Origin of the sequence: Actinomadura sp. NAK00032, from assembly GCF_013364275.1 — a bacterium.
Classification (GTDB): Bacteria; Actinomycetota; Actinomycetes; order Streptosporangiales; family Streptosporangiaceae; genus Spirillospora.
In genome coordinates this window covers 4,909,736-4,928,543 of record NZ_CP054932.1, presented here as the reverse complement: position 1 = coordinate 4,928,543, position 18,808 = coordinate 4,909,736, and the positions used below count along the sequence as shown (strand labels likewise).

18 protein-coding genes are annotated in these 18,808 nt (G+C 73.9%); 8 read left to right on the top strand and 10 right to left on the bottom strand.

Annotated features, from left to right (window positions below; all coding sequences use genetic code 11):
* The first annotated feature begins 64 nt into the window (after nucleotides 1-64).
* From moaA to HUT06_RS22930, 3 genes are read left to right on the top strand one after another with little or no spacing between them, the layout of a single operon-like run.
* The gene (gene moaA, locus HUT06_RS22940; protein ID WP_176197606.1) at nucleotides 65-1,054 is read left to right on the top strand and encodes a GTP 3',8-cyclase MoaA; all 990 of its coding nucleotides are present in this window, start codon (nucleotides 65-67) and stop codon (nucleotides 1,052-1,054) included.
* On the top strand, nucleotides 1,055-1,609 hold the full coding sequence (locus HUT06_RS22935; protein ID WP_176197605.1) for a molybdenum cofactor guanylyltransferase: 555 nt from the start codon (nucleotides 1,055-1,057) through the stop codon (nucleotides 1,607-1,609).
* 32 nt (nucleotides 1,610-1,641) lie between these two features.
* Complete coding sequence (locus tag HUT06_RS22930) at nucleotides 1,642-1,965, top strand: DUF6457 domain-containing protein (RefSeq protein ID WP_368407035.1); 324 nt, start codon at nucleotides 1,642-1,644, stop codon at nucleotides 1,963-1,965.
* Here HUT06_RS22930 and HUT06_RS22925 read toward each other — a convergent pair.
* Complete coding sequence (locus HUT06_RS22925; protein WP_176197604.1) at nucleotides 1,962-2,204, bottom strand: hypothetical protein; 243 nt, start codon at nucleotides 2,202-2,204, stop codon at nucleotides 1,962-1,964. The genes HUT06_RS22930 and HUT06_RS22925 overlap by 4 nt on opposite strands.
* Before the next feature lie 80 nt (nucleotides 2,205-2,284).
* Between HUT06_RS22925 and HUT06_RS22920 the strand changes: the two genes are divergently transcribed.
* Nucleotides 2,285-3,718, top strand: a complete 1,434-nt coding sequence (locus HUT06_RS22920; RefSeq protein WP_254715337.1) for a DHA2 family efflux MFS transporter permease subunit — start codon at nucleotides 2,285-2,287, stop codon at nucleotides 3,716-3,718.
* Here the strand turns inward: HUT06_RS22920 and HUT06_RS22915 are convergent.
* Nucleotides 3,715-5,055 carry an NAD(P)/FAD-dependent oxidoreductase gene (locus HUT06_RS22915; protein ID WP_217711405.1) on the bottom strand — a complete coding sequence of 447 codons (1,341 nt, stop codon included), beginning with the start codon at nucleotides 5,053-5,055 and terminating at the stop codon, nucleotides 3,715-3,717. The two genes, HUT06_RS22920 and HUT06_RS22915, sit on opposite strands and share 4 nt — an antisense overlap.
* Nucleotides 5,045-5,848 carry a tryptophan 2,3-dioxygenase gene (locus HUT06_RS22910; protein WP_254715336.1) on the bottom strand — a complete coding sequence of 268 codons (804 nt, stop codon included), beginning with the start codon at nucleotides 5,846-5,848 and terminating at the stop codon, nucleotides 5,045-5,047. Before HUT06_RS22910 ends, HUT06_RS22915 begins: the two co-directional genes overlap by 11 nt.
* A 132-nt stretch (nucleotides 5,849-5,980) precedes the next feature.
* On the opposite strand from HUT06_RS22910, the gene HUT06_RS22905 reads away from it, so the two are divergent.
* Nucleotides 5,981-7,084: an alpha/beta hydrolase gene (locus tag HUT06_RS22905; protein WP_176197603.1), complete on the top strand. Its 1,104-nt coding sequence runs from the start codon at nucleotides 5,981-5,983 to the stop codon at nucleotides 7,082-7,084.
* Nucleotides 7,085-7,093: 9 nt separating this feature from the next.
* Here HUT06_RS22905 and HUT06_RS22900 read toward each other — a convergent pair whose 3' ends face one another.
* Nucleotides 7,094-7,672: a MarR family transcriptional regulator gene (locus tag HUT06_RS22900; RefSeq protein WP_254715335.1), complete on the bottom strand. Its 579-nt coding sequence runs from the start codon at nucleotides 7,670-7,672 to the stop codon at nucleotides 7,094-7,096.
* Between the two features lie 28 nt (nucleotides 7,673-7,700).
* Here HUT06_RS22900 and icmF point away from each other — a divergent pair, with 28 nt between their 5' ends.
* Together icmF and HUT06_RS22890 are read left to right on the top strand one after the other, a co-directional pair.
* Nucleotides 7,701-10,946, top strand: a complete 3,246-nt coding sequence (icmF, locus tag HUT06_RS22895) for a fused isobutyryl-CoA mutase/GTPase IcmF (RefSeq protein ID WP_176197602.1) — start codon at nucleotides 7,701-7,703, stop codon at nucleotides 10,944-10,946.
* On the top strand, nucleotides 10,943-11,713 hold the full coding sequence (locus tag HUT06_RS22890) for a helical backbone metal receptor (RefSeq protein ID WP_176197601.1): 771 nt from the start codon (nucleotides 10,943-10,945) through the stop codon (nucleotides 11,711-11,713). The genes icmF and HUT06_RS22890 overlap by 4 nt, the downstream gene beginning before the upstream one ends.
* Here HUT06_RS22890 and HUT06_RS43960 read toward each other — a convergent pair.
* From HUT06_RS43960 to HUT06_RS22865, 5 genes are all read right to left on the bottom strand, one after another.
* A complete protein-coding gene (locus HUT06_RS43960) occupies nucleotides 11,710-12,300 on the bottom strand; it encodes a TetR/AcrR family transcriptional regulator (protein WP_217711404.1) in 591 nt (196 codons plus the stop codon). The genes HUT06_RS22890 and HUT06_RS43960 overlap by 4 nt on opposite strands.
* A complete protein-coding gene (fabG, locus tag HUT06_RS22880; RefSeq protein ID WP_176197600.1) occupies nucleotides 12,284-13,039 on the bottom strand; it encodes a 3-oxoacyl-ACP reductase FabG in 756 nt (251 codons plus the stop codon). The genes HUT06_RS43960 and fabG overlap by 17 nt, the downstream gene beginning before the upstream one ends.
* 14 nt (nucleotides 13,040-13,053) lie before the next feature.
* On the bottom strand, nucleotides 13,054-14,205 hold the full coding sequence (locus HUT06_RS22875; RefSeq protein WP_176197599.1) for an acyl-CoA dehydrogenase family protein: 1,152 nt from the start codon (nucleotides 14,203-14,205) through the stop codon (nucleotides 13,054-13,056).
* A gap of 86 nt (nucleotides 14,206-14,291) precedes the next feature.
* Complete coding sequence (locus HUT06_RS22870; protein ID WP_176197598.1) at nucleotides 14,292-16,121, bottom strand: substrate-binding and VWA domain-containing protein; 1,830 nt, start codon at nucleotides 16,119-16,121, stop codon at nucleotides 14,292-14,294.
* Between the two features lie 467 nt (nucleotides 16,122-16,588).
* Nucleotides 16,589-16,951 carry a DUF3099 domain-containing protein gene (locus HUT06_RS22865; protein ID WP_176197597.1) on the bottom strand — a complete coding sequence of 121 codons (363 nt, stop codon included), beginning with the start codon at nucleotides 16,949-16,951 and terminating at the stop codon, nucleotides 16,589-16,591.
* Between the two features lie 68 nt (nucleotides 16,952-17,019).
* Between HUT06_RS22865 and HUT06_RS22860 the strand changes: the two genes are divergently transcribed.
* Nucleotides 17,020-17,232 carry a dodecin gene (locus HUT06_RS22860; protein WP_176197596.1) on the top strand — a complete coding sequence of 71 codons (213 nt, stop codon included), beginning with the start codon at nucleotides 17,020-17,022 and terminating at the stop codon, nucleotides 17,230-17,232.
* Nucleotides 17,233-17,425: 193 nt separating this feature from the next.
* Here the strand turns inward: HUT06_RS22860 and HUT06_RS22855 are convergent, their stop codons facing one another.
* The gene (locus tag HUT06_RS22855; protein ID WP_176201555.1) at nucleotides 17,426-18,805 is read right to left on the bottom strand and encodes a metallopeptidase TldD-related protein; all 1,380 of its coding nucleotides are present in this window, start codon (nucleotides 18,803-18,805) and stop codon (nucleotides 17,426-17,428) included.
* Between the last annotated feature and the right edge of the window lie 3 nt (nucleotides 18,806-18,808).

The following is an 18,808-nucleotide window of genomic DNA, read 5'->3' as shown; positions in this document are numbered from 1 at the left end:
TGGGACCGACCGCAACCTCCGGCGGGCCGCGAACCCGGCCGCCGGCCAGCAGGAAGGGGCGCCCGTGCTGGTCGACACCTTCGGCCGTACCGCGACGGACCTGCGGGTCTCGCTGACCGACCGCTGCAATCTGCGGTGCTCCTACTGCATGCCGCCCGAGGGGCTGGACTGGCTGCCCAAGCCGGAGCTGCTCACCGACGACGAGGTGGTCCGGCTGGTCGGCCTCGCCGTCCGCGACCTCGGCGTCACCGAGGTCCGCTACACCGGCGGCGAGCCGCTGCTGCGGCGCGGCCTGCCCGGCATCGTCGCGGCGACGGCGGAGCTGTCGCCGCGCCCGCAGATCTCCCTCACCACCAACGGCATCGGCCTGGACCGGCTGGCGGGGCCGCTGGCCGAGGCGGGCCTGGACCGGGTGAACGTCTCCCTCGACACCCTCGACCGCGCCACGTTCAAGCGGCTCGCGCACCGCGACCGGTTCGCCGACGTCCTGAAGGGCCTGGCCGCCGCGCGCGCCGCCGGGCTGGAGCCGGTGAAGATCAACGCGGTGCTGATGCGCGGGGTCAACGACCACGAGGCCGTGCCGCTGCTGCGGTTCTGCCTGGAGCACGGCTACCGGCTGCGGTTCATCGAGCAGATGCCGCTGGACGCCCAGCACGGCTGGACCCGCGACGACATGATCACCGCGGACGAGATCCTGGACCGGCTGTCGGCGGCGTTCGACCTGGCCCCCGACGCGGCGCACGACCGGGGCAGCGCCCCCGCCGAGTCGTTCCTGGTCGGCGGCGGCCCCGCGACGGTCGGCGTGATCGGCTCGGTGACCCGGCCGTTCTGCGGCGCCTGCGACCGGGTGCGGCTCACCGCCGACGGGCAGGTCCGCAACTGCCTGTTCGCCACCGAGGAGTCCAACCTGCGGGACGCGCTGCGCGGCGGCGCCACCGACGCCGAGCTGGCCGAGCGGTGGCGCGCGGCCGTCCGGGCCAAGCGCGCCGGGCACGGCATCGACGACCCGTCGTTCCTGCAGCCCGCCCGCCCCATGTCGGCGATCGGCGGCTGAGTGGAGTTCGACGCGGTCCTGCTCGCCGGGGGCCGGGCCCGCCGGTTCGGCGCCGACAAGCCCGCCGCGCGGGTCGGCGGCCGCGCGCTCGTCGAGTGGACGGCGGCCGCGGCGGCCGGCGCCTCCAGGCTGATCGTGGTGGGGCCGCGGCGGGACGTCCTGCCGGGCGCGGTCGTCGTCCGCGAGGACCCGCCCGGCGCTGGCCCGGTGCCCGCCCTGCGCGCCGGCCTCGCCGAGGTCCGCGCGCCGCGGCTGGCGCTGCTGGCCGCCGACCTGCCGTTCCTGCGCCCCGCCCACGTCGCCCGGCTGCTGGCCGCGACGGCGGAGCGGCCCGGCGCGGTGCTGCTGGACGGGCAGGGCCGCGAGCAGTGGCTCGCCGGCTGCTGGCGGGCGGAGGCGCTGCGCACCGCCCTGGACGGCTACGGCGGCGCGTCCCTGCGCGGCGTCCTCGGGCCGCTGGGCCCGGCCGCGGTCGCGCTGCCGGCGGGCACGCGCCCCGCCTGGTACGACTGCGACACCCCCGAGGAGCTGGCCGCCGCCGAGCGCCTGCTTTGACCGTGCGAGAGTGGGCAGGTGTCGTCGTGACCATGCGTGAAGGGGGAGCCATGTCGGTGCTGGAGGACTGGATCAACGCGACGTGCCTCGAACTGGGGCTGGAGCGCGGCGACATCGACCAGGGCCTCATCCTGGACCTCGCCCGCGACGTCGCGCACGGCGTCGCGCGGCCCGGCGCGCCGCTGACGGCGTACCTGCTGGGCCTCGCGGTCGGGCGCGGCGCGCCCGCGCGGGACGCCGCCGCCCGGCTCACCGAGATGGCCGAGGCCTGGCGGGAGCGGGCGCCGGAGCCGGAGGTGCCCGGCCCGGCGGGGGAGCCCGTCCTCGACGACGCCCAGCCCGCCGGCGGCGCCTAGCCCGCCGGCGGCGGCGCGTCGCGGTCGGCGACCGGCACGACGTCCTTGAGGAAGTCGCGGCGGGACAGGAACGCCGACAGGCTCTCCCGGTGCTCGCCGCAGGCCAGCCAGATCTTCCGCCGGTCCGGCGTGTGGATCTTCGGGTTGTTCCAGCGGAGCGCCCACACGGCGGCGGCGCGGCAGCCCTTGGCGGAGCACAGCAGTTCGTCGGGGCCGGTCCCCGGGGCCAGGTCGGTCATCCGGCCACTGTGGCACAGCCGGGCGGCGGGGCCGCCGCCGCCCCGTGTTTCATCCGGTGATCTGCGGACAGGACCCCGCAGTGCGGACACGACCCGCGGACGACCCGGGACCGGACGGGGACGGCGGCCGCCGGTGGCGGGCGCTGTCGGTGTGCCTGGTCGCGGCGTTCATGACGCTGCTGGACGTCAGCATCGTCAACGTGGCGCTGCCGTCGATCCGGTCGGGGCTGGACGCCTCCGACGCGCAGCTGCAGTGGATCCTGTCGGGCTACGCGCTGACGTTCGGGCTCGTCCTGGTCCCGGCGGGGCGGCTCGGCGACGCCCGCAGCCGCCGCGCGGTGTTCATGGCGGGCCTCGCGCTGTTCACGGTGGCGAGCGCGGGCGCGGGGCTGGCGCCGACGATCCTGCTGCTCGTCCTCGCCCGGCTCGTGCAGGGCGTCGCGGGCGGCATCCTCAACCCGCAGGTCGCGGGCCTCATCCAGCAGCTGTTCCAGGGCGCGGAGCGGGGCCGGGCGTTCGGCGCGCTCGGCGCCGTCATCGGCGTCGCGACCGCCGTCGGGCCGCTGCTCGGCGGCGGGCTGATCGCCCTCGGCGGCGACGCGGAGGGCTGGCGGTGGGTGTTCTACGTCAACGTCCCCGTCGGGGTGGCCGCGCTGTTCCTGGCATGGCGGCTGCTGCCCGCCCCGATCTACGGCGAGCAGCAGGGCCTCGACCCGTTCGGCGTGCTCCTGCTCGGCGCGGGCGTCGTGTGCGTGCTGCTGCCGTTCGTGCAGGAGCGGCAGTGGCACAGCGGCCTGAAATGGCTGCTCGTCCTCGCCGGCGCCGCGCTGATCGCCGTGTTCGCCTGGTGGGAGCGGCGCGCGCGGACGCCGATGGTGGACCTGAAGCTGTTCCGGCTGCGCTCCTACGCGCTCGGCTCGGCGATCGCGCTGCTGTACTTCGCCGGGTTCACCGCGGTCTTCTTCATCTTCACCCTCTACCTGCAGAACGACCTCGGCTACAGCGCGCTCGGCGCGGGCGTCGCGATCACGCCGTTCGCGGTCGGGTCCGGGCTCGCCTCGGCGGCCGGCGGCCGGGTCGTGACGCGCTACGGGCGGCCGCTCGTCGCGGCCGGGCTGGTCCTGGTGCTGATCGGCCTCGGCGCCGCGTGGCTGGCCGTCGAGCTGCGGCCGGGCCCGGGCGTGGCGTGGGCCACGGCGGGGCCGCTGCTGGTCGCCGGGCTCGGCAGCGGCCTGGTCATCGCCCCCAACCAGACGCTGACGCTGTCGGAGGTCCACTACACCGAGGGCGGCAGCGCGGCGGGCGTGCTGCAGACCGGCCAGCGGGTCGGCACCGCGATGGGCATCGCCGCCGTCGGCGCGGTGTTCTTCGCCGCGCTGGCGAGCACGCGGGGGGAGTGGGCGACCGCGTTCCGGCACGGCCTGGTCGTCGTGCTGGGGTTCGTGGCGGCGGCGCTGGCGGCGGCCGTCGCCGACCTGGCCGCCGGCCGCCGCCTGCGCCGCCGCGCCCGCTAGCCGGCCGACCGCCGGGCGCGCCGGAGGGCGCGCAGCGCCAGCCCGAGCCCGGCGGCGCCGGCCGCGGCGGCGGCGCCGAGGGCCAGGTTCTGGCGCCTGATGCGGGCCGGGATGTCGGCGTACGGCAGCGTCGAGAACGACACCAGCTCGTAGCGGGAGACGTACCGCCCGGCCAGGCGCCGCTCCAGCGCGTGCGCCGCGGCCTGCTTCGCCCGGTACACCGGGGACGACACCCGGTCGCGCATCTCGATGAAGTTGTCCAGCGCCATCTCGGCGATCGCGTCGGTGTTGGCCTTGCGCCGCTCCTGGTAGAGCGACAGCGCGCGCCGCCAGTCACCGCCGGCCTCGGTGAGGCACCGGTCGATCTCGATGCAGTCCTCGAACGCGCAGTTGGCGCCCTGCCCGAAGAACGGGACGATCGCGTGGGCGGCGTCGCCGAGCAGCCCGACGACGGCGCCGTCGCCGTACCGGGTCCACGGCCAGCACCGGACGGTCACCAGCGACCCGACCGGGTTGAGCGCGTAGTCGGCGGCCAGGTCGGGCATCAGCTCCGCGACGTCCGGATAGTGCTCGGCGAAGTAGGCGGTGACGTGCGCCGGGGTGGCCAGCGCCTCGAAGTCGCCCTTCGGCCAGAACAGCGTGCAGGTGAACGACCGGTCCAGGTTCGGCAGCGCGATCATCATCGAGGTGCCGCGCGGCCAGATGTGCAGCGCGTCGGGGTCCAGCGCGAACTCGCCGTCGCGCGGCGGGACGGTCAGCTCCTTGTACCCGTGCTCCAGGAAGTCGGCGTCGTGGTCGAACCCCAGCGACCGGCGGACCGCGCTGTAGGCCCCGTCCCCGGCCAGCACGACGCCGGCGGGCTCGGGATCGGCGTCCTCGAACAGCAGCGCCCCGGCGTCGACGTCCACGCCGGTGACGCGCTGGGAGAACCGCAACGCGACCCCGGGCGTGGCCTCGGCGGCGTCCAGCAGCGACCGGTTCAGCTCGGCGCGGCTGATGGAGTTGATGGCGCGCTCGCCGTCGGCGCTGTAGGGCTGGAAGTTCTGCGCGCCCGGCAGCGGGTGCACCATCCGCCCGTGCATGGGCAGCGCCTGCTTGAGGGACTGGTCGCGCAGCCCCACCTGCTCCAGCGCGGCGAGGCCGCGGGCGGAGACCGCCAGGTTGATCGAGCGGCCCCGCTCGGCGCCCGCGACGCGCGGGTCGGGGCGCCGCTCGTACACCGTGACGGGGATGCCGCGGCGGCCCAGCAGCACCGCGAGCAGCGACCCCGCGAGGCCCGCCCCGACGATCGCGACCCGCTCCGCGCCACCCGCCATGGACGCCGCGTCACCCGCCATGGACGGGCGCCTCCTCGGTCTGCGAGCGGACCTCCCACAGGTCGGGGAACGCGGGCGCGAACAGCGTGCGGCGCAGGTAGTCGGCGCCCGCCGACCCGCCGGTGCCGAGCTTGGCGCCGATCGTCCGCTCGACCATCTTCAGGTGCCGGTACCGCCACTCCTGGACGCCCTCGTCGACGTCGACGAGCGCCTCGCAGACCTCGGCGGCGGCGCCGGACTCGTCGGCGTAGGCGGCGAGGAGGGCCTTCTGGACGCCCGCGTCCGGCTCCCACGGGGCGGAGGTGTCGCGGTCGAGGGCCTCGCGCGGGACGGGGAAGCCGTGGCCGTCCAGGTAGCGCAGCAGCGAGTCGAACAGCGACGGGCGGGCCACGGCGGCGCGCAGCCGCTCGTCCTCGCGCAGCACCGACGCCGGGAACGCGCGCCGCCCGAGGACGGCCTCGATCTCGCGGAACTGCTCGCTCTGGAACCCGCTCGAGCTGCCGAGCACGTCGCGGAACGCGGCGAACTGGCGCGGCGTCATCGTCTCCAGCACGTCCAGCTGCCCGACCACCGTCTTGAGGATCTTGGCGATCCGCCGCGCGGTGTGCATGGACCCGGCGCTGTTGCCCTCCTCCAGCCGGCGCTGCAGCAGCGCGGCCTCGTGCAGGATCTGCTTGAACCACAGCTCGTACACCTGGTGAATGATCACGAACAGCAGCTCGTCGTGCGCCCGGGTCTTCGGCTCCTGGCAGGAGAGAAGATCGTCGAGCCGCAGGTAGCCGCCGTACGTCATTGTCGGCGAATCCGCCATCATGCCTCCTCGCGACACAACGGATGTGAGCCGCAGCATAAGCGATCGTTCCACCCGCACCCCGAAACGGGTGCCGCCGCCGGATCCCGCCCCCTACGATCAGGACCCGGTTCGGTAGCGCGGAGGGGTCCCCGGATGGGCGAGATCGTCAGGGAGTTCGTGGGGCTGCCGTCGCCCCTGGCCGGCCGGGCGGGCGCGGGCGGCCACCCGTGCCAGGGCGTCTACCACCGGCCCGCCGGGAGCCCGCCGCGGACGGCGTTCATCGCCGCGCACTACAACGTCGACTTCTCCGAGCACTACCTCGCCGAGCACCTCGCCGCGCGCGGCTACGGCTTCCTCGGCTGGAACACCCGCTTCCGCGGCGACGAGGCGCACTTCCTGCTCGACCACGCCCTCGCCGAGATCGGCGAGGGCGTGCGGTGGCTGCGCGAGCGGGCCGGCGCCGAGCGGGTCGTGCTGCTCGGCAACTCCGGCGGCGGCTCGCTGATGGCCGCCTACCAGTCGCAGGCCGTCGAGCCGAACGTCGCGCCGGTGGCCGGGATGCGCCCGGTCGCCGCGATCGAGGACCTGCCCGCCGGGGACCTGTTCATCGCCCTCGCCGCGCACTCCGGCCGCCCGGAGGTCCTCACCAACTGGATGGACCCGTCGGTCACCGACGAGACCGACGCGCTGTCGGCCGACCCGTCCCTCGACCCGTTCGACCCGGAGAACGGCCCGCCCTACAGCGCCGGTTTCCAGGCCCGCTACCGCGCCGCCCAGCGCGCCCGCAACGAGCGCATCACCGACTGGGTCCTCGCCCGCCTGGACGCGCTGAAGGGCACCCGGGCCCGCGACGCCCTGTTCAACGTGCACCGCACCTGGGCGGACCTGCGCATGATCGACCCGTCCATCGAGCCGTCCGACCGGGCGCCCAACCGCTGCTACCTCGGCGAGCCCGCCAGGGCCAACTACGGGGTGTTCGGCATCGGCTCCACGTGCACGCTGCGCACCTGGCTGTCGATGTGGAGCCTGCGGACCTCGCAGTGCGCCGCCGCGCCGCACCTCGCGCGCGTGAGCGTCCCGTCACTGGTGATCCACGCCACCGCCGACGCGTGCGTCTACGACAGCGACGCCCGTGCGATCTTCGACGCCCTGGCGGCGCCCGACAAGACCCTCGACCACATCAAGGACACCCACTACCTGCCGGAATCGCGCCCCCGCGCCGCCTACCTCATCGACGCCTGGGTCCGCGACCACTGACTCCGGACGTCACTCCGGCGCGCCGACTTCGCCGACATCGCCCGCGGGGAGGTCGCCCGCGGGGAGGTCGCCGGCGCAGACGCGGACGGGCCGCAGGGCGTCGGTGATCTCGGTGGCCTGCCCGGCGGGCAGATCGGCGATGCCGAATCCGGACTCGTTGAGCGCCGCGGTGGCCTCCTCGGCGAGGTCGCGGCCGGCGGGGGTGATGGTGGCGAGGACGACGCGGCGGTCGCCGGGGGAGGGGCCGCGGCCGACGAGGCCGCGCCGCTCCAGGCGCCCGATCACGTTGGTGACCGAGGCGGGGTGCACCATGAGGCGTGTGCCCATCTTCCCCATGGGAAGGGTCCCGGTGCGGGCGAAGGCGAGGAGGCGCAGGGCCTCGTAGGCGGCGAACGTCAGCCCGTAGGGCTTGAGGACGGCCTCGATGCGGCTCAGCAGGAGCTGCTGGGCGCGCATCACGGACGTCACGGCCGCCATGTGGTCGGCGTGCTCGGGCCAGCGGGCGCTCCACTGGCGGTGGGCCTCGGCGATGGGGTCGGGGGTGTCGGGCACCGCCACACCGTATGCCGTCTTGACGTGTTCGCGCACGGAAACTATTTTAACTTCCAAATATTGGATGTCCAAAAGTCTGGTGGTGGGGTCGGTGACGGGGGAACTGCACACGCCGGTGCACCCGGTGCGGTTCGTGACCGCGGCGGCGCTGTTCGACGGCCATGACGCGGCCATCAACATCATGCGGCGCATCCTGCAGTCCCAGGGCGCCGAGGTCGTGCACCTGGGGCACGACCGCTCGGTCCGCGAGGTCGTCGACGCCGTGCTGGAGGAGGACGCGCAGGGCGTGGCGGTCAGCTCCTACCAGGGCGGCCACGTCGAGTACTTCGAGTACCTGTCGCGGAGCCTGAAGGAGGCCGGCGCCGAGCACGTGAAGGTGTTCGGCGGGGGCGGCGGCGTGATCGTCCACGACGAGATCGCGCGGCTGTCCGGGGCGGGCGTGCGGATCTTCTCGCCGGAGGACGGGCAGCGGCTCGGCCTCCCCGGAATGATCAACGAGCTGGTGCGCGACTGCGACACCGACCTGGCGGCCGAGCCGGTCCCGGTGGCGGACGTGCTGGCGGGGGAGCGGCGCGCCCTGGCGCGGGCCATCACCTGCCTGCAGGCCGGCAAGCTCCCGGACGCCGACCGCGCGCGCCTGGCCGAGGCGGCGGCCGCGCGGCGGGTGCCCGTGCTCGGCATCACCGGCACCGGCGGCTCGGGCAAGTCGTCCCTGACCGACGAGCTGGTGCGCCGGTTGCGCGTCGACCAGGGCGACCGGCTGCGCGTCGCGGTGCTGGCCGTCGACCCGACCCGGCGGCGCGGCGGCGGCGCGCTGCTCGGCGACCGGATCAGGATGAACTCCCTCGACGGCGACCGCGTGTACTTCCGCTCGCTGGCCACGCGCGGCGCGCGGGAGCTGCCCGACGGCATCGAGGACATCGTCGCCGCCTGCAAGGCCGCCGGGTACGACCTGGTGGTCCTGGAGACGCCCGGCATCGGGCAGGGCGACGCCGCGATCGTCCCGCTGGTGGACGTCTCGCTGTACGTGATGACGCCGGAGTTCGGCGCCGCGTCCCAGCTGGAGAAGATCGACATGCTCGACTTCGCGGACGTGGTGGCGATCAACAAGTTCGAGCGGCGCGGCGCCGCCGACGCGCTGCGGGACGTCTCGCGGCAGCTCGTCCGCAACCGGGAGGCGTTCGGGCAGCGGCCCGAGGACATGCCCGTCTTCGGCACCAGCGCCGCCACCTTCGACGACGACGGCGTCACCGCGCTGTACCGGCACCTCGGCGGGCTCCTCGGCGGGCACGGCCTGGAACTGGCCGGCGGCGCCCTGCCGGACGTCGCGACGAAGGTGTCCACCGGCGCCGCGACCGTGATCCCGCCCGCCCGGGTGGGGTACCTGTCCGACATCGCCGAGACCGTCCGCGGCTACCACGCCGGGACGGTGCGGCAGGCCGCGGCGGTGCGGCGCGTCCAGCGGCTGGACGAGGTGCGCGCCGAGCTGACCGACGGCGCCGAGGTCGAGGCCCTGCTGGAGAAGGCCCGCCGGGACGTCGAGCCGGGCAGCGCCGAGCTGATCGAGGGCTGGCCGGCCGTCGTGGAGTCCTACTCCGGCGACGAGCAGGTCGTGCGGATCCGCGACCGGGAGCTGCGCACGGCGCTGACCCGCGAGTCGCTGTCGGGCAGCCGCATCCCGCGCGTCGCGCTGCCCCGCTACACCGACCACGGCGAGCTGCTGCGGTTCCTGCGCAACGAGAACCTGCCCGGCCGGTTCCCCTTCACCGCCGGGGTGTTCCCGTTCAAGCGCGACAACGAGGACCCGGCCCGCATGTTCGCGGGCGAGGGCGACCCGTTCCGCACCAACCGCCGCTTCAAGCTGCTGTCGGAGGACCAGCCCGCGACCCGGCTGTCCACCGCGTTCGACTCGGTCACCCTGTACGGGCGCGACCCCGACGAGCGCCCCGACGTGTACGGCAAGGTCGGCACGTCCGGGGTGTCGATCGCGACGCTGGACGACATGAAGGCCCTCTACGACGGCTTCGACCTGTCCTCGCCGACCACGTCGGTGTCGATGACGATCAACGGCCCCGCGCCGACGATCCTGGCGTTCTTCCTCAACACCGCCGTCGACCAGGGCCTGGACGCCTTCTACGAGGAGCACGGGCGCGAGCCGTCCGCGGAGGAGGCCGCGGGGATCCGCGCGCGCGTGCTGTCGACCGTGCGCGGCACCGTGCAGGCCGACATCCTCAAGGAGGACCAGGGGCAGAACACCTGCATCTTCTCCACCGAGTTCTCGCTGCGGATGATGGGCGACATCCAGGAGTGGTTCATCGCCAACGGCGTCCGCAACTTCTACTCGGTGTCGATCTCCGGCTACCACATCGCCGAGGCCGGGGCGAACCCCATCAGCCAGCTCGCGTTCACGCTCGCCAACGGGTTCACCTACGTCGAGTCCTACCTGGCGCGCGGCATGGACATCGACGACTTCGCGCCCAACCTGTCGTTCTTCTTCTCCAACGGCATGGACCCCGAGTACAACGTCCTCGGGCGCGTGGCCCGCCGCATCTGGGCCGTCGCCATGCGCGACCGGTACGGCGCCAACGAGCGCAGCCAGAAGCTGAAGTACCACGTGCAGACGTCGGGGCGCTCCCTGCACGCGCAGGAGATGCACTTCAACGACATCCGCACGACCCTGCAGGCCCTCATCGCCGTCTACGACAACTGCAACAGCCTGCACACCAACGCCTACGACGAGGCGGTGACCACGCCCACGGCCGAGTCGGTCCGGCGGGCGCTGGCCATTCAGATGATCATCAACCGGGAGTGGGGCCTGGCGATGAACGAGAACCCGCTGCAGGGCTCGTTCGTCATCGACGAGCTGACCGACCTGGTCGAGGAGGCGGTGCTCGCCGAGTTCGACCGGATCAGCGAGCGCGGCGGCGTCCTCGGCGCGATGGAGACCGGCTACCAGCGCGGCCGCATCCAGGACGAGTCGATGCTCTACGAGCGGCGCAAGCACGACGGCTCCCTGCCGATCATCGGGGTGAACACGTTCCGCCCGGCCGAGGGCGGCGACGGCACCCCGCAGAAGATCGAGCTGGCCCGCGCCACCGAGGACGAGAAGCGCTCCCAGCTGGAGCGCGTCCACGCCTTCCAGGGCGCGCACCGCGACGACGCCGAGACCGCCCTGGCCGCGCTCAAGGACGCGGCGCGCGGGGGCGGGAACGTCTTCGCCGTGCTGATGGACGCGGCGCGGGTGTGCAGCCTCCAGCAGATCACCGACGCGTTCTTCGAGGTCGGCGGGCAGTACCGCCGCAACATATGACGCCGCGCGACGACACCGGCCACCCGGTCCCGGTCCCGGACCGGGTGGCCCGCGTCGTGTCGATCGTCCCGTCCCTGACGGAGACGGTCGCGGTGAGCGCGCCCGGCCTGCTCGCCGGCGCCACCGACTGGTGCGCCCGCCCCGAGGGCCTGGACGTGCCGCGCGTGCGGGGCACGAAGAACCCCGACCTGGACCGCATCGCGGAGCTGCGCCCCGACGTCGTGCTCGGCAACACCGAGGAGAACCGCCCCGCCGACGTCGCGGCGCTGCGCGCCGCCGGCGTCCCGGTCTGGATGACGGAGATCCGCACCGTCGACGGGGCGCTGGCGTCGCTGCGCCGGATGCTCGCCGAGGCGTGCCGGGTCCCGGTGCCGGGCTGGCTGGACGAGGCGTCGCGGGTCTGGTCGGCGGCGGTCCCGCGGCGGCGCCGCGCGGCGGTCGTCCCGATCTGGCGGCGGCCGTGGATGGTCGTCGGCCGCGACACCTTCACCGGCGACGTGCTGTCGCGGCTCGGGGTGTCCAACGTCTACGCCGGGCACCCCGACCGCTACCCGAAGATCCCCCTGGACGAGCTGAACGCCGCCGGCGCCGACCTCGTCGTGCTGCCCGACGAGCCGTACCGGTTCACCGCCGGCGACGGCCCCGAGGCGTTCCCCGGACTGGACGTCGCGCTCGTCGACGGGCGGCACCTCACCTGGTACGGCCCGTCGCTCGTCGACGCCCCCGCGGCCCTCGAACGGCAGCTCGCCGGGGCCCGCGCCTACTAGCCGTCCCCCCGCGCGAACATGGCCTCCACGCAGCCGGCCATGCGCTCGTCCAGCTCCTCGGGTGGCAGCCCGATCTCGCGGGCGAGGTGCTCGCGCAGCAGCGTGTACCCGTAGATCGTGGACGCGATCGCCGCCTGCACCGCCGCCACGTCCTCGACGGGCAGCTCGCCCCGCCCCGCCTCGGCGGCCAGGTCGGCGCGGCCCGCGCCCCGGTTCAGCAGGACGCGAGGCCGGTCGTCGCCGTCCAGCACCAGCAGCGTCGCCAGCCGCACCGGCTCGGGGTTGCGCAGGCTCGTCCAGAACAGCCGGGCGAGCCGCTCGCGCAGCGGCAGCCCGGCCGCGTCCACCGCGTCCTCGGCGTTCGGCCGGGACCGGTGGAACAGCGCCGAGCGCAGCAGCGACCGCCGCGACCCGAAGTACTGGTAGACCAGCCCGCGGTTGACCCGCGCCTCGTCGGCGACCTGCCGCAGGTTCAGCCCCGCGAGGACGCCGCCGCGGCGCAGCAGCGCGACCGCCGCCGCCCGCAGCGACTCCTCCGTGGCCTCCCGGTCCCGGCCGCGGGCCGCCCCCTCACGCGCGGGGACCACCCGCCACGTAGATCACCTGGCCGGACACGAACGAGGCGTCGTCGCTCACCAGGAACGCCACCGTCCCGGCGATGTCCTCGGGGACGCCGACGCGCCGCACCGGGATCTCCTTGGCGGCGGCGGCCTTGAAGTCCTCGAAGTCGACGCCGACGCGGGCGGCGGTCGCCGCGGTCATCTCCGTGGCGATGAACCCGGGCGCGATCGCGTTGGCGGTGACGCCGAACTTGCCCAGCTCGATCGCCAGGGTCTTGGTGAACCCCTGCAGGCCCGCCTTGGCGGCGGAGTAGTTGACCTGGCCGCGGTTGCCGAGCGCCGACACCGACGACAGGTTCACGATCCGGCCCCAGCCGGCCTTGGTCATGTGCTCCTGCGCGGCGCGGCTCATCAGGAACGAGCCCCGCAGGTGCACCGACAGGACCGAGTCCCAGTCGTCGTCGGACATCTTGAACAGCAGGTTGTCGCGGGTGATGCCGGCGTTGTTGACCAGCACGACCGGCGGGCCCAGCTCGGCGGCGACGCGCGCGACGGCGGCGGACACCGCGGCGGAGTCGGCGACGTCCACGCCGACGGCGAGGGCCGTCCCGCCCTCCTTCGCGATCGCCTCGACGGTCCCGGCGCAGGCGGCCTCGTCGAGGTCGCAGACCGCGACGGCGAAGCCCTCCCGCGCGAGCCGCGCGGCTGTGGCGGCGCCGATGCCGCGCGCCGCGCCGGTGACGATGGCGACCCTGGTGCCTGTCATCTTCACTGCCTCCGTCAGACCTGGATGTCCTTGGCGATGATGGTCTTCAGCACCTCGCTGGTGCCGCCGTAGATGCGGGTGACGCGGGCGTCGGCGTACAGGCGCGCGATCGGGTACTCCAGGATGTAGCCGTAGCCGCCGTGCAGCTGCAGGCACTTGTCGACGACGCGGGCCTGCACCTCGGTGCAGAACAGCTTGCAGACGGCGGCGTCGGCGGGGGTGAGCTCGCCGGCGTCCAGCGCCTCGATGCACCGGTCGACCAGCGACCGGGCCGCCTCGACCTCGGTGGCGCACTCGGCGAGGACGAACTTGGTGTTCTGGAACGACGACACCGTCTTGCCGAAGACCGTCCGCTCCTGCACGTACCTGCGGGCGAACTCCACCGCGGCGGCGGCCGAGGCGTAGGAGCTGGTGGCGATGCCGAGCCGCTCCTCGGCCAGGTTGTGGGTGAGGTAGTCGAAGCCGCGCCCCTCCTCGCCGAGCAGGTCCTCGACGGGCACCCGGACGTCGGTGAACGACAGCTCGGCGGTGTCGGAGCTGCGCAGCCCGATCTTCTCCAGCTTGCGGCCGACCGCGTAGCCCTCGCTCTTGGTGTCGACGGCGAGGATCGACAGGCCCGCGCGGCGGTTCTCCGGCGTGGCGGGGGACGTCCGCGCGACCACGAGCACCCGGTCGGCGAGGACGCCGCCGGTGATGAAGGTCTTGGCGCCGTTCAGCACGTAGTGGTCGCCGTCGCGCCTGGCGGTGGTCTGCATGCCGGCGAGGTCGGACCCGGTGCCGGGCTCGGTCATCGCGATGGCCGTCATCATCTCGCCGGACACGAACGGCGGCAGCCAGCGCTTCTTCTGCTCCTCGCTGCCGTACTTCAGCAGGTACGGCAGGACGAGGTTGACGTGCACCCCGTAGCCGCCGAAGCTCACCCCGGCGCGGGCGCACTCCTCGGAGACCACGGCCTGGTACTTGAAGCTGGTCTCGCCCGCGCCGCCGTACTCCTCGGGCACCTGGATCCCGAAGACGCCGAGGTCGCCGAGCTTGGTGTAGAACTCGCGCGGCGGGTGGCCGGCGTTCTCCCAGTCCTCGTAGACGGGGGCGACCTCCGCCTCGATGAAGGCCCGGATCGTGTCCCGGAACGCCTCGTGGTCCTCGTTGAATACGGTGCGGCGCACGCCGTGGCCCCTCTCCTGTGCCGGGGTGCAACTAACGGAACGCTAACTTAACTCGAATGTAGTTCTAGAATCAAACACGAGCGAGGTCAGCAGTCCGGTTCGCAGACGCGCCGCGACACGGCCTTGAGGAAGATGCCCTGGATCTGCCCGGGCGTCTCGGCCACGTAGGCGTCGCCGTGCGTGACCCGCGCGATCCGCCGCAGCTCATCGACGTCCACGCCGCGCCCGTAGCCGAGCATGTTGACCTGCACCGGGCGCTCCGGGTCGTACTCGCGGCGCATGTGGTCCAGGGTCTCCTCCAGGGACGGGCCGCCCGGGTCCTCGTTGCGGCCGTCGGTCCACAGCAGCACCGAGTTCACGTACTCGGGCTTGTAGGTCCGCTTCATGTAGTCGAAGGCGGCCATGACCGTCTCGTACAGCCCGGTGTCGCCGTGCGGCTTCACCCGGATCCGCGCGAACGCGCTCAGCACGAGCTGGCGGCGGGTCGCCGAGCCGAGCCGCTCGTCCAGCGGCCCCACGCTCACCAGCTCCCGCCAGTCCCGCCCGCCCTCCAGCTCGGTGGAGAAGATCCACTGGCCGAGCTCGCTGTCCTCCGGCAGCAGCGACAGCCCGCCCTGCGCGGTCCGCACGGTGGACTGCAGCCGCGTCACGCCCGGCGCGACCCGCTCGTCCATCGACCCGGACACGTCGATGATGCTGAGCATCCGGATGCTCAGCGACAGCTGCGCCCACGACTGCATGATCCGCCGCACCTCGGCGGCCGGCACCGCCGGAAGCGCCTCCGGCGACGCGGCACCACCGGGAGCCCGGAACCCCAGCCGCCGCACGTCGTCACGGACGGCCGCGCCCGACAGCTCCCGCCACAGGAGCCGCGCCGCACGTGCCTTGCCCGGAGCCAGCACGGCGACCGGATGGTCGAGGTAGACCGTCCCCTCCGCCGGATGCACGGCGACCACCGGCGCGGCGGGACGCCGGGAGTTGTAGGCGCGCACGGCCTGCTCCGGCGCGAGCGCGACCGGGTACCGGTCGGCCGCACCGGTGCGGAACGCGTCGAACTCGGCCTTGACCGACACCGCGACGCCCTCCCGGATCGTCCGCACCACACCGGTGAACCCGGCGGGGGAGCGCTTCAGCAACGTGTTCGCCAGCACCAGCGTGCCCATCCCCGTGGCGCTGCGCCCGGGGTCGGGAACCTGCAACCGCAACAGCCGCGGCGGAATCACCGAGTCGCCGGCGGCACCCTCCGCGGTCCCCGCCGCGGCGAGCAGCTCGGTCCAGGAGGGCCGCGCCGGCGCCCCGAGATTGCGCAACTGCAGCGCGAGCCCACGGGGCATCGCCACCACGATCGGCGTAGTGGCGACACTCCCGAGCACGCTCGATCTCCCCCCAGCCAGCCCGATCCACAACGACGAATCGGGGATCCAGACATCGGGCCGCTCGCTGACGCCGGCCACGCCCTTGCCGGACAGCAGCGTCGCGACGGCGGCCGGGTCGGTCGCGCGCACCCGCGCGCTGACGCAGCGCCCGTCCACCTCGTGCCGGGCGTCGTTGAACCGCCCCGCCGCCCGGACGACCGCGGGCGCGACGTCCGGCGCCACCGCCACGCTGACCGCGACCTCGCCGCCGGAGCACCCGCCGCCCGTACCGAACGCGTACGCGGCGGCCCCGGTGAGCAGCACCAGCCCGACGGCCCCCGCCAGCGGCCCGAGCAGGACGCCGCCGACCCGGCGGGGCCCGGCCTCGCGCCGCCGCCGTGGCTTCACCGCCGCATGCGCCGGCCCGGCCGCCCGAGCCCGCTCCGCCCGGACGACGGGAGGCCCGCTCGGCTCCGAGACACCGAGGAAGACGTAGGGGATGCCCCCCGGCTCCGCCGAACTCCGGGGCGCCCACTCGGGTACGTCGTCGTGTCCGCTCATCGCCGACCTCCGTCCCGGCCACCGTGCCGATGAGACACAAGACCCATCTGTCTCACACAGAAGCAGCTGTGATGTTCGTCTCATCGACGTCGTCCGTCAAGGGGGCCGCTCAGCAGTACGCACCCGAGCGCGGAACGGATCGGTGCGAAAGTTCGGACAGACCGGGTTTCGGCCACTGGCCGGACCAGGCCAGCGCCGGGGGCTTGCCGGTGTCACCCGGATGTGCGTGCCCTCAGCCCGCGAGCAAAGGCGAAGTTATGGCAGCGTCTGCCACGAACCCGGGAAGTCCCAGGAAAAACCCCGGACATTGAAAAGCGGCGCCGGGTGGATACGGGGGCAATCCACCCGGCGCCGCATCATCGGTGTTCCGACGGGGGCCCGGAACACCGGCACGGGCGCTCCGACGGGGGACCAGAGCGCCGGTACAAATCGTACACCGAAACCCCCCGCGGTTAGTCAAGAGAATGTCACGACCCGATTTCCGGTCGCTGTCCGGAATCCGGCTTCTGTCCCGGCTCCTGGCCCCCCGCGCCGAGCTCCGGCCGCGTCCGGTCCTGGAACGACGCCGACGCCGTGGGCTCGCGCCCGCCGTTGGCGACGACGACCGCGATGTAGGGGAGCAGCAGGGCGCCGACGACCATCAGCATCGCCAGCCACCACGGCGCCCCCGCGACCGCGGCGACGACCGCGCCGACGAAGCAGCCGGTCCGCACCCCCATGGAGATCAGGTACCGGCGCTGCCGGCGGCTGATGTCCTCCGACATGGGACGGGGAGCGTCGGTGACCGTGTAGACCGCCGGCTCCCGGTGGTGGCGGGGATTGACCTTCACATTTCCACGGTAAGCCCATGGAGTCCGACCTGCGACGGCAGTACGGGTCAAAACATGGGAGGAACGAGATGACCGATCGCACGTACCGGGTGACGGAGATCGTGGGGACCTCCCCGGAGTCGGTGGAGACCGCCATCCGCAACGGCGTCCGCCGCGCCGCCGAGACCCTCCGCCACCTGGACTGGTTCGAGGTGCGCGAGGTCCGCGGCCAGATCGAGGACGGCGAGGTGGCGCATTTCCAGGTGACGATGAAGGTCGGCTTCCGCCTGGAGGACACCTGACAGACCGGACGAGGAGCCGTCCACGAGTCCGCACCACTCATATGGGCCGTAGGCCCGGGGGTGTAGGGGGAACCCCCCCAGGGGGCGTGGGGGCTGGCCCCCCACCGGGGTGGCCGGAGCCTGGAGCGAGCGCCAGCGAGCGCAAGGCACCGACCACCCCGCACCGGGGGGCGTGGGGGGCGCCCCCCCACACTCAGGACGCCTGCGAGACCGTCGACATGTTGAAGTCGCCGACCCTCAGCGCCGGCATCGCCGTCCGGGTGAAGTAGTCCGACCACTCGCGCGGCAGCGTCGCCCCCGTCTCCCCGATCTCCCCGACCCGCGACAGCAGGTCCACGGGGCTCTCGTTGAACCGGAAGTTGTTGACCGCTCCGACGACTTCGCCGTCTTCGACGAGGTAGACCCCGTCGCGGGTGAGGCCGGTGAGCAGCAGGCTCTGCGGGTCGACTTCGCGGATGTACCACAGGCAGGTGAGCAGCAGCCCGCGCTCGGTGCGGGCGACCATCTCCTCCAGGGTGGCGCCCCCGTCCGGCCCGACGAGGCTGAGGTTGTCGATGGCCGGTGTGACGGGCAGCCCGGTGCGTTCGGCGGAGTGCCGGGTCTGGGTGAGGGAGGTGAGCTCCCCGTCCCGGATCCAGTCGGTGGCGGTGAGCGGGAGCCCGTTGTCGAAGACCGACGATTCGCGTCCGGAGGCGTGCGCGACGACGAACGGGGCGCTCTGCATGCCGGGCGCGGCGGGGTCGCTGGACAGGGTGAGGGGCAGGCTCGCGAGCCGCTCGCCGACGCGGGTGCCGCCGCCGGGGGCGCTGAACACGGTGCGGCCGTCGTGGGCGTCCTGCGCGCCCGCGGACCAGTACAGGTAGATCATCAGGTCGGCGACGGCGGACGGCGGCAGGATCGTCTCGTACCGCCCGGCGGGCAGGTCGACGCGCCGCTCGCCCCAGTCGAGCCGCCGCGCGAGGTCGGCGGTGAGGGCGGGGACGTCGACGCCGGCGAAGTCGCGGGTGCCGACGCCGGCCCACGCGGAGCCGCCGGTGCCCTTGGCGTTGAGTTCCAGCAGCCCGGTGGGCTGGTCGTGGCGGAGCCGCAGCCCGGCGGAGCTGCCGAGGAACGTCGAGGTGAGGACGTGGTTGGCGAAGCCGTAGAGGCGGCGGTCGGCGGACTGCGCGGCGGCGAACGCCTCGCCGAGCGCGGGCGCGAGGCCCTCGAACACGCCGATGCCGGTCTCGGCGGGGTCGTCGTCCCAGCCGGACGCGCCGGCGGGCCCGCCGGTGACGAGGGGCGCGGCGTCCTCGGCGGGCTCGTTGCCGGCGGCGTCGGCCTCGGCGGCGCGGACGAGTTCCTCGATGCCGCCGGCGCCGACCGCGGACCGCGACACCACGCCCGCGGCGACGCCGCCGGCGGTCTCGCGCAGGGCGATGACGGTGAGCCGGCTGGAGCGGGTGACGCCGTTGGTGGTGAGGGTGTTGCCCGCCCACCGCAGGTTCGCGGTGCTGGTCTCGTCGGCGATGACGACGCAGTCGTCGGCGCGGGACAGCGACAGGGCCCGTTCGACGGCCTCCTGCGGCCGCATGGT